Raw genomic sequence first — 13,234 nt, 5'->3', positions numbered from 1 at the left:
GTTAAAGTTTATCGGCTTAATCATCAGGAATACATTATGAACTACGCGTTTTCCCGAGGTGATGCGAGATGAGAGAAGAGACAGGATCAGGCGCGCCGCACCAGTAGGAAGCTCACACCGATAGCGCCCAGAAACGCACCGCACGCGCGGTTGAAGCAGCGGCGCACACTCGCACGCGTGAGCCAGCGGCCCAGGTACATGCCGGCGAGCGAATAGAGCGCGATGGCCACGCATTCGAGCACGAGAAAGCTCGCGCCCAACACGCCGAATTGCGGCAGCATCGGCTTGGCGACGTTGACGAACTGCGGCAGGAATGCGGTGAACACGAGAATCGCCTTCGGGTTGCCTGCCGCCACGAGACATTCGCGCCGTGCGATGCGCGCGAGCGTGGCGTCGTCGTCGAGCTTCATGCCGATCGGCGCGGCGTCGCTGCGCCAGAGCTGCACGGCGAGCCAGACGAGGTAGGCCGCGCCCGCGAGCTTGATGGCGAAGAAGATGGCCTCCGAGGCGCGCAGCACGAACGCGAGCCCTGTTGCCGCAAGCGCGATCATCGCCGCGAAGGCGACCAGCCGGCCCGTGCCGCCCACGAGTGCGCGCATGAAGCCGTGGCGCGCGGCTACGTTGATCGACAGCAGGTTATTAGGCCCGGGCGCCATGTTCAGCGCGAAGCAGGCGGGCAGGAAAAAGAGCCAGGCGGTGAGGGACATGATCGTGGTTCGACACAATGTGCTGATGCAATGCAACAGTAATGCGCCCGATGGCGCATCGAGCGATTCTAGCGCGAAGTGGGTCTGCCAAAGGCCGCGATTTCAAGCGCCGTGCTGCTCGATGCCGGCGGCACCGTCGAGTGGCCCGTAGTCGGTTGGCCCAGTCGGTTGGCCGCGGGCGCGCTTGCGTAAAAAGGGGCCGCACGCTTAAATATGCCGGGCGCGTCCTGCCTTGCTGACGGGCCGATGCGGAGTGCATCACAGGCATCCACGAGCAACTACAAAGCATCCACGAACATCCTCGAGAAAGGGAGCCGTTCATGAACGGAAGGACCGTTGCCGAGCGCGAAGCGGCCGGCCGCGCTGCGCGCGAGCGCGTGAAGCGTTCGAGTCACAAGCAGGTGGGTGAACTGCACCGCGATCCGGTCGCGCTGCTCAAGAAGAGCAGCGAGGGCCGCGTGCCCAACCTCGTGCCGTTGCGCTACGGGCGCATGATCGTCTCGCCGTTCACGTTCTTTCGCGGCAGCGCGATCCTGCAGGCACACGATCTCTCCCAGGTGCCGAACACGGGCATGGTCATGCAGATTTGCGGCGACGGTCATCTGCTCAACTTCGGCGGCTTCGCGACGCCCGAGCGTCAGCTCGTGTTCGATCTGAACGACTTCGACGAAGTGGCCCCGGGCCCTTGGGAGTGGGACCTCAAGCGGCTCGCCGCGAGTCTCGTAGTGGCCGCGCGGCACCTGCGCTTTTCGCGCGGCGTGGCCGAAGATCTCGTGATGACGGCCGTGACCTCCTATCGCAACCACATGCGCCAGTACGCGGAGTTCGGCGCGCTCGAACTCTGGTACGACAAGATCACGTTCGACCGCATGGTGGAGACCGCGCTCACGCCCGAGGGCCGGCGTCTCATTCGCCGCGGCATGGAGAAGGCCGCGGGCCGCACGCACGAGAGCATGCTGGAAAAGCTCGCTTACCAAAACGATCGTAGCGACCGTAACGAACATGACGACCGCGAAGGGCACGCCGACGCGCACTGGACGATTCGCGACGCTCCGCCCGCGCTCTTTCACGTGCACGGCCCGAACTCGCTTTACGAGCACGAGGACAACTGGCTGACGCTCAGCGACTGGCGCTCGCTGATCTTGCCCATCTACGAGGCCTATCTGAAGACGCTCGCTCCCGACCGCCGCGAGCTGCTCGAACACTTCGAGATCCAGGATCTCGTCTTCAAGGTGGTGGGCGTGGGCAGCGTGGGCACGCGCTGCCTCGTGGTGCTGCTCGTCGATCATCACGGCAAGCCGCTCTTCCTGCAGTTGAAGGAGGCGCGCCAGTCCGTCGTTTCCCAGTATTTCAAGGCGCCCGCATTCAAGCACAAGAAGGGGCACGAGGGGCATGGGGGGCATGAGGGCGCGCGCGTGGTGCAGGGGCAGCGTCTGTTGCAGGCCGCAAGCGATCTCTTTCTCGGCTGGTCCACGGGGCCTTCGGGGCGCCATTTCTACTTCCGCCAGTTGCGCGACATGAAGCTCTCCGTGGAGCTCGAGACGCTCGACAGCACACTGCTCGCGGGCTATGCGCGCATGTGCGGCTGGGCGATGGCGCGCGCGCATGCGAAGTCGGGCAACGCGGCCATCGAGATCGCCTCGTATGTCGGGCGCGGCGACTCGTTCGCCGAAGCGCTCGCGGGCTATGCGGCCCATTACGCGGATCAGGTGGAGCGCGATTTCGACGCGTTCGTCAAGGCCGCGCGCAGCGGCGAGATCGTGGCGCGCAGCGACGAGGACATGGCCGCCGATTTCCGCATCTGATCGGCCGCGGGCGCGAACGCGCTATCCTTGCGCTTTTGTCCCGCCGCATGCGCGCCGCGCCATGCGGTTCGCGTCTCATGCGTCTACGTCATATCGAAGTCTTCCACGCGATCATGCGCACGGGCTCGCTCTCGAAGGCCGCCGAGCTCCTGTGCGTTTCGCAGCCCGCCGTGAGCAAGGTGCTCGCACATGCCGAGCGCAGCGCGGGCCTGAAGCTGTTCGCGCGCGCACATGGCCGCTTGCAGCCCACGCGCGAAGCCGAATTGCTGTTCGCCGAAACGCAGAAGCTCCAGTCGAGCCTCGACAGCATTCGCGACCTCGCGCGCAATCTCGCGCTGCATCCGCAAGGACTACTGCGCATCGGCTGCCTGCCGAGCCTCGGTCTCAGTCTCATGCCGCAGGCCGTTCAGACGTTTCGCGCGAGCTACCCGGCCGTTTCGCTGAAAATCCAGACGCGCCATACCGCCGAACTGCTCAACGCCTTGCTCACGCGCGAGCTGGACGTGGGCGTCGCGCTCAATCCGCCCGCGCGCCCCGGCATCGAGACGCTCGAGCTCGGCCGCACGGCCGTGGTATGCGTGGCGCCGCCCGACGATCCCACGCCGGCCGGCGTGCCGCTCGCGCTGCAGGAATTCGTCGACGGCGACTGGATCAGCATCGGCAATGTCGATCCGCTTGGCGAGACCATCGGCCATCTGCTCGAGACTCAGGGCGTGGATGGGCGGCTTGCCGCCGTCGAGGCACAGACCTGGTACGTGGCGCGCTCGCTCGCGGCGCGCGGTGTCGGGCGCGTGCTGCTCGACGAAATTACCGCGAGGAGCGCGGGCGAGCCGGTCGCGATCCGCCGCGTGGAGCCCGAGCTTACCGTGGGCGTATTCGCGGTGTGGCGCGATGGCGGCATGGATTCGCAGGCGGGCAACGCGTTCGTGGATGTGCTGCGCGCCCTGCTTGCAGCGGGGTGAGTGGGGCGCTGCCGCTGCCGGCGTGCCGCACGCGCGTTCGCATGCTCCCGTATACTGGGCGTGCCGAATTGCCATACCGCGTCAGTGCCATTACGTGTCATTACGCGCCACCACCCGTCACATCGCCTGAATTCCCATGTCTTTGCCTTCTCGTCCCGAGGACGACCCGCGTCCGTCACCGCCCGAGCGGCCCAGTAACGAAGAGTGCTGCCAGAGCGGTTGCAGTCCTTGCATCTTCGATCTCTACGATGAAGAGGTGGGCCGCTGGCGCATCGCGCTGGCGGCATGGGAAGCCCGCGAGGCCGCGCGTCAGGCAGCGGCTGCGCAGGGCAGCGAGACGTCATCTACTCCGAATCCCCAGTAGATCGTCATGTCCGATTCCATTTCCATTTCGCTCCTCGCTGCCAGCCAGCCCGATTCCGCCGCGCTCGACGCGCTGCACGCGTTCGTCGAACGCCATCCGCGTCTCTTTGTGCTGACCGGCGCCGGCATCAGCACGGACTCGGGCATCCCCGGCTATCGCGATGAAAACGGCGCCTGGAAACGCTCGCCGCCCATCACGCTGCAGGAGTTTCTCGGCGCCGAAAGCGCGCGGCGGCGCTACTGGGCGCGCAGCATGATCGGCTGGCCGACCGTCGGCCTCGCGCAGCCCAACGGCGCGCATCGCGCGCTCGCACAGCTTGGCGCTGCGCAGCGCGTGGGCGCGCTCGTCACGCAGAACGTCGACGGCCTGCATCAGCGCGCCGGCAGCCCCGATGTGATCGAGCTGCACGGCAGCATCGGCCACGTGCATTGTCTCGACTGCGGCGCGCAGTACACGCGCGCGTCGTTGCAGCCGCGCCTGGAAGCGGGCAATCCGGCGCTTGCGAGCGCGAACGCGGAGCCCGCCGCCGACGGCGACGCGCACCTCGACTTCGGTGGCGACGAGGCTTTCGACATACCCGCCTGCGAGGCGTGCGGCGGCATGCTCAAGCCGTCGGTGGTGTTCTTTGGCGAAAACGTGCCGCGCGAGCGCGTGGCGGCGGCCTCGGCGGCGCTCGACGAAGCGGATGCAGTGCTGGTGGTCGGCTCGTCGCTGATGGTGTATTCGGGCTATCGTTTCTGTGTGTGGGCGCAGCAGCGCGGCAAGCCTGTGGCGGCGATCAACCTCGGCAAGACGCGCGCCGATCCGCTGCTCGCGCTCAAAGTGGCGGCGCCGTGCGCGGCCACGCTCGAAGCGCTGGCCGCACGTTTCGCTGCGTAACGTTGCATACATGACGCGGCCAGCCTGCGCAACGTGGTGGCGTGGCTGCAGGCCGGCCTGCTACTGACCGATCCACGCCATTCAAACGACGATACGATGAACGATCCGCAAGATCAGGACACTCACCACCTTACGGCGCCTGCCGCCGCGCGCAACGCGGCACCGATCCTCGACGTGCTGCGCGGCGCGCTGCCCGCGAGCGGCACGGTGCTGGAGATCGCGAGCGGCACCGGCCAGCATGCCGCGCATTTCGCGGCCGCGCTGCCCGGCGTCGCGTGGCAGCCGAGCGACGCCGACCCGCGCGCCCGCGCTTCCATTGCCGCGTGGCGTGCCCACACGGGTCTCGCGAACCTGCGCGAGCCGCTCGATCTCGACGTGCGCCGCGAGCCTTGGCCGGTGGGCGCCGTGGACGCCATCGTCTGCATCAACATGATTCATATCGCGCCCTGGGAGGCGGCTGTCGCGCTGATGAAAGGCGCGGGCGCGCGGATTGCTGCGGGCGGCGCATTGGTGCTCTACGGTCCGTACCGGCGCGGCGGCGCGCACACGGCGCCCTCGAACGAGGCCTTCGATGCCGACTTGCGCGCGCGCGATCCCTCGTGGGGCGTGCGCGATCTGGAGGCAGTCGAGGCGCTCGCGCAGGCCGAGGGCTTTGCCTGCGAAGCGCTCGTGCCGATGCCGGCCAATAATTTCAGCGTGGTTTTTCGCAAGCGGGCGGCCACGGCCAGCCAGTAAGCGATAATCGCGGCCCTCGGGGAAACACCAGCGCGCAAAGACGCGCATGGAAACAAACACGCGGGCGGGCTCACGGTTGCCGCCGAGGTCCGCTGAGCCGCTGCGCACGACATGTACGCTGCGGCACGCCGCGTGGACGTTTCCCTTATCCTTGCACGATCGACGCCGCGCGCTGAGTCGCGAGGCGTCGCCCCAATCGATTGAAGTGGAGATTCAACATGAGCAAACAGCCAATCGGCGTGGTGGGTCTGGCCGTGATGGGGCGCAATCTCGCGCTCAACATCGAGAGCCGCGGCCACGCGGTGTCGGTGTTCAACCGCACCCGCGAGAAAACCGACGAGCTGATCGCTGAGTATCCCGAGCGCAAGCTCGTGCCCACGTATACGCTCGAAGAGTTTGTCGCGTCGCTCGAAAAGCCGCGCCGCATCCTGATGATGGTCAAGGCCGGCGAGCCCACCGATGCCACCATCGCCGCGCTCAGGCCGCTACTGGACCAGGGCGACATCCTGATCGACGGCGGCAACACGCACTTCACCGACACCATCCGCCGCAACCAGGAACTCGCGAAGGCGGGCCTGCACTTTATCGGCACGGGTGTTTCGGGTGGCGAGGAGGGCGCGCTCAAGGGCCCCTCGATCATGCCGGGCGGCCCGCGCGATGCTTACGATCTGGTTGCGCCGATCCTCACCGAGATCGCCGCGAAGGCGCCGGACGGCGAGCCATGCGTCGCGTACATGGGTCCGGACGGCGCGGGCCACTACGTGAAGATGGTCCACAACGGCATCGAATACGGCGACATGCAGTTGATCGCCGAAAGCTATGCGGTGCTCAAGCAGGTGCTCGGTCTTTCCAACGAGGAACTGGGCCAGGTCTACACGGAGTGGAACCAGGGCGAGCTCGACAGCTATCTGATCGAAATCACCGCGAAGATCTTCGGCAAGAAGGACGAGGAGACGGGCAAGGATCTCGTCGACGTGATTCTCGATCGCGCCGCGCAAAAGGGTACCGGCAAGTGGACGAGCCAGAACGCGCTCGACCTCGGCGCGCCGCTGCCGCTCATCACCGAAGCCGTGTTCGCACGTGTGCTTTCGTCGCTCAAGACGCAGCGCGTGGCGGCCAGCAAGGTGCTCGCGGGCCCGGATGCCAAGCCGTTCGCGGGCGAGCGCAAGGCGTTCGTCGAAGCGGTGCGCCGCGCGCTGTACTTCTCGAAGGTGATCTCGTATGCGCAGGGCTTCGCACAACTGCACGCGGCCTCGGACGAGTACAAGTGGGATCTGCAATACGGCACTATCGCCAGGATCTTCCGCGCGGGCTGCATCATCCGTGCGCGCTTCCTGCAGAAGATCATGGATGCTTACGCAAAGGCCCCTCAGCTCGACAACCTGCTGCTGGATCCCTATTTCCGCGACATCGCCGCGAATTACCAGGCGGCGCTGCGCGAAGTGGTGGTCCAGGCGGTGAACGCGGGCGTGCCGGTGCCGGCGTTCTCGTCGGCGATCGCGTACTTCGACGGCTATCGCTCGGAGCGCGTGCCCGCGAACCTCGTGCAGGCGCAGCGCGACTTCTTTGGCGCGCACACCTTCGAACGTATCGACAAGCCAGGCAGCTTCCACGCCGACTGGTCCTGAGGTTGTCAGAAGTTAGTGCTTACTGCGGCGCCTGACCGCATTGCTGTTTCGGGTCGTCGCTGAATGAAAAGGGGAACCATCTGGTTCCCCTTCTTTATTACCGGTTTTGCAATGATGTATTGCGTAATAAGGGTTTTCCCTGGTCAGGGTAAACGCCTAGACTTTCATCAAGCGCTAACGAACACCGAGTTCGAAGCGGACATCAAATAGATGGAGGTTAGATCATGAAGAAGCTTATCCCCGCAGTTGTCGTGGCCGCAGCACTCGCTATTCCGGCTCTTTCGTTCGCTCAGTCGAGCCAGCAAGGACTGACCCGCGCCCAGGTGCGCGCAGAGCTCGCCCAGCTCGAGAAGGCCGGTTACAACCCGACGGGCGACCGGGTGAACTACCCCCAAAATCTCCAGGCCGCACAGACCCGCGTAACCCAGGAAAAGCTGGCGAGCGGCGACACGAGCGGTTATGGCGCGCCGGCTGTCGGCACGTCGCAGTCGGGTGCTTCGGTGCAGCCGCAACGTGTTGCTCCGTCGCAATCGGTTTATTTCGGCCACTAAGTCGTGTAGTGGCCGCAGGTTGAAGCGGAGTCGCGTCGAGTGGCTTCGCGCCTGTGGCGGTTGGAAGCTGTTGTGCGTAGTGGATGTTGCTTTACGCAGTAGGTGGTAGTAGTGAGCAGTCGGTAGTGGAAATTGCAGTGCGCAGTAGAAGGTGCAGTAAGCAAAAGAGGTGTAGTTGCAGTAGAAGTAAGTAGTGCGTAGTAAATTTTTTGGTGGATGTTGTTTTACGTAGTAGGCAGTAGCAATACGCAGTAGAAGGTGCAGCAAGCAAAGAGGTGTAGTTGCAGTAGAAGCAAGCAGTGCGCAGTAGTTGTTGTTGCTTATGCAGTAGGGTGGTAGCAGTACGCAGTCAGAAGTGGAAGTTGCAATACGTTGTAGATGTTGAAGTAGCGGTTGCTTTACGCAGTAAGCGGTAGCAATACGTAGTCAGCAGTAGAAGGCGCAGTAAGCAAAGAGGTTGCATTAGCAGTTGCAGTACGTAGCAAGCAGTTGCAGTACGCAGTAGCAGCATGCAGTCCAGCGCGGCCCGGTACAGACCGGCCCGCGCTTTTCTTTTATGGATGCCGGATTGCCTCAATTCCCCACGAGCCCGGGTTCATCTGCCGTGAATTTGTCAACGCGTGCCGTCAGCGGCCCGGCAGGTGCGGCACGCCTTCGTTGCTCGCCACGCTTAGCTGATGGATCGTTCTGTGCGCCTTGTTCAACTGCGCCTGGGCGGCGACGCGTTGCGCTTCGAGTTGCGCCACGTCCTTGCGCACCTGATGCTGGCGCGCGCTCACGCGGTGCTCCTGCTCCGCGTGCCGCTGCAAGTCGACGCGCAGTCGCTCGGCTTGCGCCTCGGACTGTTCGATCTGCTTCGTGAGCATCGCATTTTGCGCGGCCAGTTGGGCCAGGCGGGTTTCGCCCTCGGCGAGGCGCGTCGCTTGCTCTTCGAGATGATGAAACGCCGCGCTGGCTGATTCGAGATCGGTGGTCCGCAAGGCATGCCAGAGCGTGTTGTCCTGATGCAGGGTCGTGAAGTAAGAAAGCGTGCGGCCATGAAACAGCAGCGTCACCGCATAGTCGAAGCTGCGGAACACGCGGAAAGTGGTGAGTTCGTTCGCGGCGGCGAGCGCTTCGAACGAAGCGCCTTCGGCGACTTGCACGGGCCGGTTGCTCAAGTATGCGGGCACGGCCGGCACCGCATGCAGCGTGGACACTGGGCATGGTGGCGCGGTGGTGTCGGCCATGCTCGGGGCAAGCGTTTCGGGGTCGGCGGGCGCGCCATCGTCGATGACGGCGCCTCCATCGGCCAGCCGCGCAGAACTTCCCATGGGTGTTGCTTCGTGCTGCGTTTCGAGCTCTACGGCGACGACGTGCGACGCGCCGTCGGAGAGCCCGGCGCTACGGCGATTCAGGAACGACTTCACGGCGTTTCCCCCAAAATGGCATATCGGACGTCGCGGCGGCCAGGGCTTGGCGGATGGCAGGCGGGGGCGGGCACAGGTGGCCCGCTCAGGGTTTGGTTCGCGGTGCGCGCAAGCTCAGTGCAGCAGGCGCCGCCGGCGTGCAATATCGTCGAAGAGCGCGCGGCCGGGCTCGAGTGCGAAGAGCCACGTTTCGTCATAGCCGCTCAGGGTATCGAGCGCGTCGCGCAGGCGCTCGATCACGATGGCCGGAATCTCGACTGTGGCTTCCAGGCCTCCTGACAGCCGGGCGATACTGGCATGCTGGATCAGTTCGTCGGCGGCTTCCGCGACGTCGGCAGCGAAGACGAGGTGGTTGTTCAGCAGTTCGACGAGACCAGGCGATGCTGCGACGTCTTCGACGTTGATCTGCACGGAAAGGAAAGTGGCTTTGTTCATCCTCGGATTCCTCACGGACGTTGCACCACAGCGAGAGGCCTTTCGTCTGATTATCTGATGAGAACAGCAGGACCCAGTATAGGCGAGCCCTCAAGCGGATGGGCTGTGCGTGCGCGAGCGGCGCGCCTGTGCACGAAAATAGGTCGTCACGTATCGGACGATATAATGGGGGCCGTTCCCATTCCGGCTTAATCAAGGTATCGCAGGCTTACGCCAGCGGCCCCACGCGCATTCAAATACGTATTCCGGTCGTACGTAGCGAGGAACCAGCGAGGTACAGCAAGATGAATCGACAACGGCGAAACCTGGGCACGTACGCGGCACTGGCCGCGCTCACGCTCGCCTGCAGCGCCTGTAGCACGCTCATGCCACCCTGGGAGGGCGGTACGACTTCGGCTCCTTCCACCACGACATCCAGCGGCGTGCCCGCCGGCTATTACCGCGTCAACCCGGGCGACACGCTCTCGCGCATCGCCAGCGCCTATGGCCAGCGCCCGCAGGACCTCGCGAGCTGGAACCAGCTGCCGCCGAACGCGCAAGTGCTGCCTGGCCAGGTGCTGCGCGTGGCGCCGCCGCCGAGCTACGCGAATGCGGCGCCCCAGCCGCCTGCCTATACCAGCACAGCGCCCGCGGCCGCCGGCGTGGCCGCGCCCGCACCCGCTGGGGCCGCGCTCGCGTGGCCGGCGCGTGGCCCGATCCTGCAACGCTTCTCGCCGGGCAAGTCCAACGGCATCGTGATCGGCGGCCAGCAGGGCGAGCCCGTCAAGGCTGCCGCCGCAGGCCGCGTGGTCTACGCGGGCACGGGCATCGAGGCCTATGGCCCGCTCGTCATCATCAAGCACAACGACCAGACCGTGACGGCATACGGTCACAACGGCAAACTGCTCGTGAAGGAAGACGACGCCGTCTCGCAAGGCCAGCCGATCGCCGAAATGGGCGTCGACAACAACGGCATCCCCGGCGTGGTGTTCGAAGTGCGCAGCGACGGCAAGCCGGTCGATCCGCTGCAATTGCTGCCGCGCTAAGCACGCCACGCGCGTTGCGGCGCTATCTGTGCGCGTTTGCATGTGTGTGATCGCTCGTGCGATTGCAAATGCACGTAACGGCATCTAACTGCGCGCCGGGGCCATGCGCCCCCGGCGTGTCCAGGCGGTTGGTGCGTTAGCCCCGGCTTCCCTTTCCCCGCCGTTTGAAAATACACTCGATGGTTTCGACGCCGCGCAATGCGGCGGAATGCGCCGTGCGCGCACAGCCATTACGAGGATGCCATCCGCATGATCGATCTGCGTAGCGACACCGTCACCCGCCCGAGCCCCGCCATGCTCGCCGCCATGACCCGCGCCGAAACCGGCGACGACGTCTGGGGCGACGATCCCACCGTACTGCGCCTGCAGGCGCGCGTGGCCGAGGAGGCCGGCAAGGAGGCGGGGCTGTTCTTTCCCAGCGGCACGCAGAGCAACCTCGCCGCGTTGATGGCGCATTGCGCGCGCGGCGACGAATACATCGTCGGCCAGGCGGCCCACACGTACAAATACGAAGGCGGCGGCGCGGCGGTGCTCGGCAGCATCCAGCCGCAGCCGCTCGAGAACGCCGAGGACGGCACCATCGCGCTCGAGCGCGTCGCCGCCGCGATCAAGCCGATCGACGATCACTTCGCGCGCACGCGCCTCTTCGCGCTCGAAAACACCATTGGCGGGAAGGTGCTGCCTGCGGCCTATGTCGCCGAGGCCACGCAGTTCGCGCATGGCCGCGGACTCGCCACGCACCTCGACGGCGCGCGCGTGTTCAATGCGGCGGTCGCGTCTAACCAGTCGCTCAAGGCGCTGACCGAGGGCTTCGATTCGGTGTCGATCTGCTTTTCGAAGGGCTTGGGCGCGCCGATCGGCTCGGTGCTGGTGGGCAGCAAGGCGCTGATCGACTCGGCGCACCGCTGGCGCAAGATGCTCGGCGGCGGCATGCGTCAGGCAGGCGTGCTGGCGGCGGCGTGTCTTTACGCGCTCGATCACAACGTCGCGCGTCTCGCCGACGATCACGCGAATGCCGAGCGCCTCGCGGCCGGGCTCGCGCAGATCGATGAAGTGAAGATGACGTCGCAGGCCACCAACATGGTGTTCGCGCAGTTCCCGCCGGCGGACTGCGCGCCGCTGGAGGCGTGGCTCAAGGAGCGCGGGATCCTCACGCAGATGCTCTATGCGTCGCGCTTCGTGACGCACCTCGACGTGAGCGCCGCCGATATCGACACGTTCGTTGCGGCGGTGAAGGGCTACTTCAAGCGCTAACAGCCGAAGCAGCCGAAGCAGCCGAAGCAGCCGAAGCAGCCGAAGCGGGATGCGGCGCGCACGGCGCTCGCATCCTCACTTGCTCACTGCGCGATGCGAGGGCGCGAACAGCCGCAACCCGCTCGCCACACTCGCCGCCGCCGCGAATACCGCGCCCAGACCCAGCGCCAGCGTGGGCCCATGCGTGCCCGCAATGCCGAAGCACAACGCCACGAGCGCCGCGCCGGTCGTCTGCCCGAGCAGGCGCGAGATGGCGATGGTGCCGCTCGCGCCGCCGCTGCGCTCGGGCGGCGCGGACGACATGATCGCCTTCAGATTCGGCGACTGGAAGAAACCGAAGCCCGCGCCGCAGATCGACATGCGGATCACGATGTCGAGCACGCCAGGATGCGCGGGCAGCATCGCGAGCGACGCCATGCCGGCTGCCAGGATCGCAAGGCCGATCGCGCCCAGCAGGCCCGGCGGATAGCGGTCGGAAAGTCGCCCCGCAATGGGCGCGGCAGCGGCCACGACCACGGACCAGGGCGTCATCAGGAAGCCGGTCTCCACCTGGCTGCGCATCAGCACCGTTTCGAAATAGAACGGCAGCGAGACGAAGGCGAGCCCCTGGGCCGCGAACGAGCACATGGCCGTCACCGATGAGAGCGCGAATACGGGGCGCTTGAACAGGTCGACAGGCAGCATCGGCGCGGGATGGCCCGCCTCGCGGCGGATCAGCAGGGCACCGAACACGAGCGCGGTGACCGCCGCCACGGCCACTTCCCGGAACGGCGCGCGCTGCGCCGCCTCGCCGAGCGCGAAGATCAGCGCGGCGAAGGTCACCAGATTGAGCAGCGCGGCGAGCGGGTCGAAGGCATGCTTGCCGCGCTCCGTGTGCGGCAGCGCGGGCAGCGCGAACACGAGCGCGATGATCCCGAGCGGCACGTTGATGCCGAAGAGCCACGGCCAGGTGCCCGCCGAGAGAATGATCGAGGCGATGGTCGGCCCCACGGCGAACGAGACGCCCACGATCAGCGCGTTCATGCCCACGCCGCGCCCGAGCCGGTGCGGCGGGTAGAGGAAGCGGATCAGCGCCGTGTTGACGCTCATGATCGCGCTCGCGCCGAGCCCCTGCAGCACGCGCGCGCCGGCAAGCGCCGTGAGCGTGGGCGCGAGCGCGCAGGCAAGCGACGCCACCGTGAAGATGGCGAGCCCGCTGATATAGATGCGGCGGTGGCCGATGATGTCGCCGAGCGCGGCGAGCGGCAGCAGCGTCGCCACCATCGCGAGCTGGTACGCGTTGATGATCCAGACCGAGGCCGCGGGCGCCGCGTGCAGGTCGGCGGCGATGGCGGGCAGCGCGGTGTTGGCGATGGCGGTGTCGAGCGTCGCCAGCGCGACGGCGAGCATGATCGCCGCCATCGCGCGGCGGTTTCTGGGCGACATGGACGCGGGCGACATAGGTGCGTCGGCGCGCTCGATGAGGCTTTGCGCAGTGCGG

13 protein-coding genes are annotated in these 13,234 nt (G+C 66.0%); 9 read left to right on the top strand and 4 right to left on the bottom strand.

Features of this window, described 5'->3' with window-relative positions; genetic code table 11:
• Nucleotides 1-86: 86 nt before the first annotated feature.
• Nucleotides 87-707 (bottom strand): LysE family translocator, encoded by a 621-nt coding sequence (locus tag L5014_RS13170; RefSeq protein WP_238464171.1) that lies wholly within the window; start codon nucleotides 705-707, stop codon nucleotides 87-89.
• Between the two features lie 320 nt (nucleotides 708-1,027).
• Here L5014_RS13170 and L5014_RS13165 point away from each other — a divergent pair, with 320 nt between their 5' ends.
• From L5014_RS13165 to L5014_RS13135, 7 genes are all read left to right on the top strand, one after another.
• Nucleotides 1,028-2,512 carry a DUF2252 domain-containing protein gene (locus L5014_RS13165; protein ID WP_238464170.1) on the top strand — a complete coding sequence of 495 codons (1,485 nt, stop codon included), beginning with the start codon at nucleotides 1,028-1,030 and terminating at the stop codon, nucleotides 2,510-2,512.
• Between the two features lie 77 nt (nucleotides 2,513-2,589).
• A complete protein-coding gene (locus tag L5014_RS13160; protein ID WP_238464169.1) occupies nucleotides 2,590-3,474 on the top strand; it encodes a LysR family transcriptional regulator in 885 nt (294 codons plus the stop codon).
• A 136-nt stretch (nucleotides 3,475-3,610) separates the two neighbouring features.
• Nucleotides 3,611-3,838: an oxidoreductase-like domain-containing protein gene (locus L5014_RS13155; RefSeq protein ID WP_238464168.1), complete on the top strand. Its 228-nt coding sequence runs from the start codon at nucleotides 3,611-3,613 to the stop codon at nucleotides 3,836-3,838.
• Nucleotides 3,839-3,844: 6 nt separating this feature from the next.
• A complete protein-coding gene (locus L5014_RS13150) occupies nucleotides 3,845-4,717 on the top strand; it encodes an NAD-dependent protein deacetylase (protein ID WP_238464167.1) in 873 nt (290 codons plus the stop codon).
• A gap of 96 nt (nucleotides 4,718-4,813) precedes the next feature.
• Nucleotides 4,814-5,452 (top strand): DUF938 domain-containing protein, encoded by a 639-nt coding sequence (locus L5014_RS13145; protein WP_238464166.1) that lies wholly within the window; start codon nucleotides 4,814-4,816, stop codon nucleotides 5,450-5,452.
• A 218-nt stretch (nucleotides 5,453-5,670) separates the two neighbouring features.
• Nucleotides 5,671-7,080 (top strand): NADP-dependent phosphogluconate dehydrogenase, encoded by a 1,410-nt coding sequence (gene gndA, locus L5014_RS13140; protein WP_238464165.1) that lies wholly within the window; start codon nucleotides 5,671-5,673, stop codon nucleotides 7,078-7,080.
• Between the two features lie 224 nt (nucleotides 7,081-7,304).
• Nucleotides 7,305-7,631, top strand: coding sequence for a DUF4148 domain-containing protein (locus tag L5014_RS13135; RefSeq protein ID WP_238464164.1), 327 nt, complete (start codon nucleotides 7,305-7,307; stop codon nucleotides 7,629-7,631).
• A 626-nt stretch (nucleotides 7,632-8,257) separates the two neighbouring features.
• On the opposite strand, the gene L5014_RS13130 is transcribed toward L5014_RS13135, so the two are convergent.
• Together L5014_RS13130 and L5014_RS13125 are read right to left on the bottom strand one after the other, a co-directional pair.
• Entirely contained in the window at nucleotides 8,258-9,040 is a 783-nt protein-coding gene (locus L5014_RS13130) for a DUF2968 domain-containing protein (protein ID WP_238464163.1), read from the bottom strand.
• Between the two features lie 114 nt (nucleotides 9,041-9,154).
• Complete coding sequence (locus L5014_RS13125; RefSeq protein WP_238464162.1) at nucleotides 9,155-9,475, bottom strand: hypothetical protein; 321 nt, start codon at nucleotides 9,473-9,475, stop codon at nucleotides 9,155-9,157.
• 284 nt (nucleotides 9,476-9,759) lie between these two features.
• Between L5014_RS13125 and L5014_RS13120 the strand changes: the two genes are divergently transcribed.
• Nucleotides 9,760-10,500, top strand: coding sequence for a M23 family metallopeptidase (locus tag L5014_RS13120; protein ID WP_238464161.1), 741 nt, complete (start codon nucleotides 9,760-9,762; stop codon nucleotides 10,498-10,500).
• Between the two features lie 249 nt (nucleotides 10,501-10,749).
• Nucleotides 10,750-11,754, top strand: a complete 1,005-nt coding sequence (ltaE, locus tag L5014_RS13115) for a low-specificity L-threonine aldolase (RefSeq protein ID WP_238464160.1) — start codon at nucleotides 10,750-10,752, stop codon at nucleotides 11,752-11,754.
• A gap of 75 nt (nucleotides 11,755-11,829) precedes the next feature.
• Here ltaE and L5014_RS13110 read toward each other — a convergent pair whose 3' ends face one another.
• Nucleotides 11,830-13,179, bottom strand: coding sequence for an MFS transporter (locus L5014_RS13110; protein WP_238464232.1), 1,350 nt, complete (start codon nucleotides 13,177-13,179; stop codon nucleotides 11,830-11,832).
• Nucleotides 13,180-13,234 lie beyond the last annotated feature (55 nt).

It is taken from the genome of Paraburkholderia tagetis (assembly GCF_022213065.1).
In the GTDB taxonomy this organism is placed as follows: Bacteria; Pseudomonadota; Gammaproteobacteria; order Burkholderiales; family Burkholderiaceae; genus Paraburkholderia; species Paraburkholderia tagetis.
Note: the sequence above shows the minus strand (reverse complement) of the source record. Positions and strands in the feature narration are given on the sequence as shown.

Coding starts and splice junctions, on each gene's coding strand:
- L5014_RS13135 (WP_238464164.1), top strand. CDS start 7,305: ATGAAGAAGCTTATCCCCGCAGTTGTCGTGGCCGCAGCACTCGCTATT.
- L5014_RS13165 (WP_238464170.1), top strand. CDS start 1,028: ATGAACGGAAGGACCGTTGCCGAGCGCGAAGCGGCCGGCCGCGCTGCG.
- L5014_RS13150 (WP_238464167.1), top strand. CDS start 3,845: ATGTCCGATTCCATTTCCATTTCGCTCCTCGCTGCCAGCCAGCCCGAT.
- L5014_RS13110 (WP_238464232.1), bottom strand. CDS start 13,179: ATGTCGCCCAGAAACCGCCGCGCGATGGCGGCGATCATGCTCGCCGTC.
- L5014_RS13170 (WP_238464171.1), bottom strand. CDS start 707: ATGTCCCTCACCGCCTGGCTCTTTTTCCTGCCCGCCTGCTTCGCGCTG.
- L5014_RS13120 (WP_238464161.1), top strand. CDS start 9,760: ATGAATCGACAACGGCGAAACCTGGGCACGTACGCGGCACTGGCCGCG.
- gndA (WP_238464165.1), top strand. CDS start 5,671: ATGAGCAAACAGCCAATCGGCGTGGTGGGTCTGGCCGTGATGGGGCGC.
- L5014_RS13155 (WP_238464168.1), top strand. CDS start 3,611: ATGTCTTTGCCTTCTCGTCCCGAGGACGACCCGCGTCCGTCACCGCCC.
- L5014_RS13160 (WP_238464169.1), top strand. CDS start 2,590: ATGCGTCTACGTCATATCGAAGTCTTCCACGCGATCATGCGCACGGGC.
- ltaE (WP_238464160.1), top strand. CDS start 10,750: ATGATCGATCTGCGTAGCGACACCGTCACCCGCCCGAGCCCCGCCATG.
- L5014_RS13145 (WP_238464166.1), top strand. CDS start 4,814: ATGAACGATCCGCAAGATCAGGACACTCACCACCTTACGGCGCCTGCC.
- L5014_RS13125 (WP_238464162.1), bottom strand. CDS start 9,475: ATGAACAAAGCCACTTTCCTTTCCGTGCAGATCAACGTCGAAGACGTC.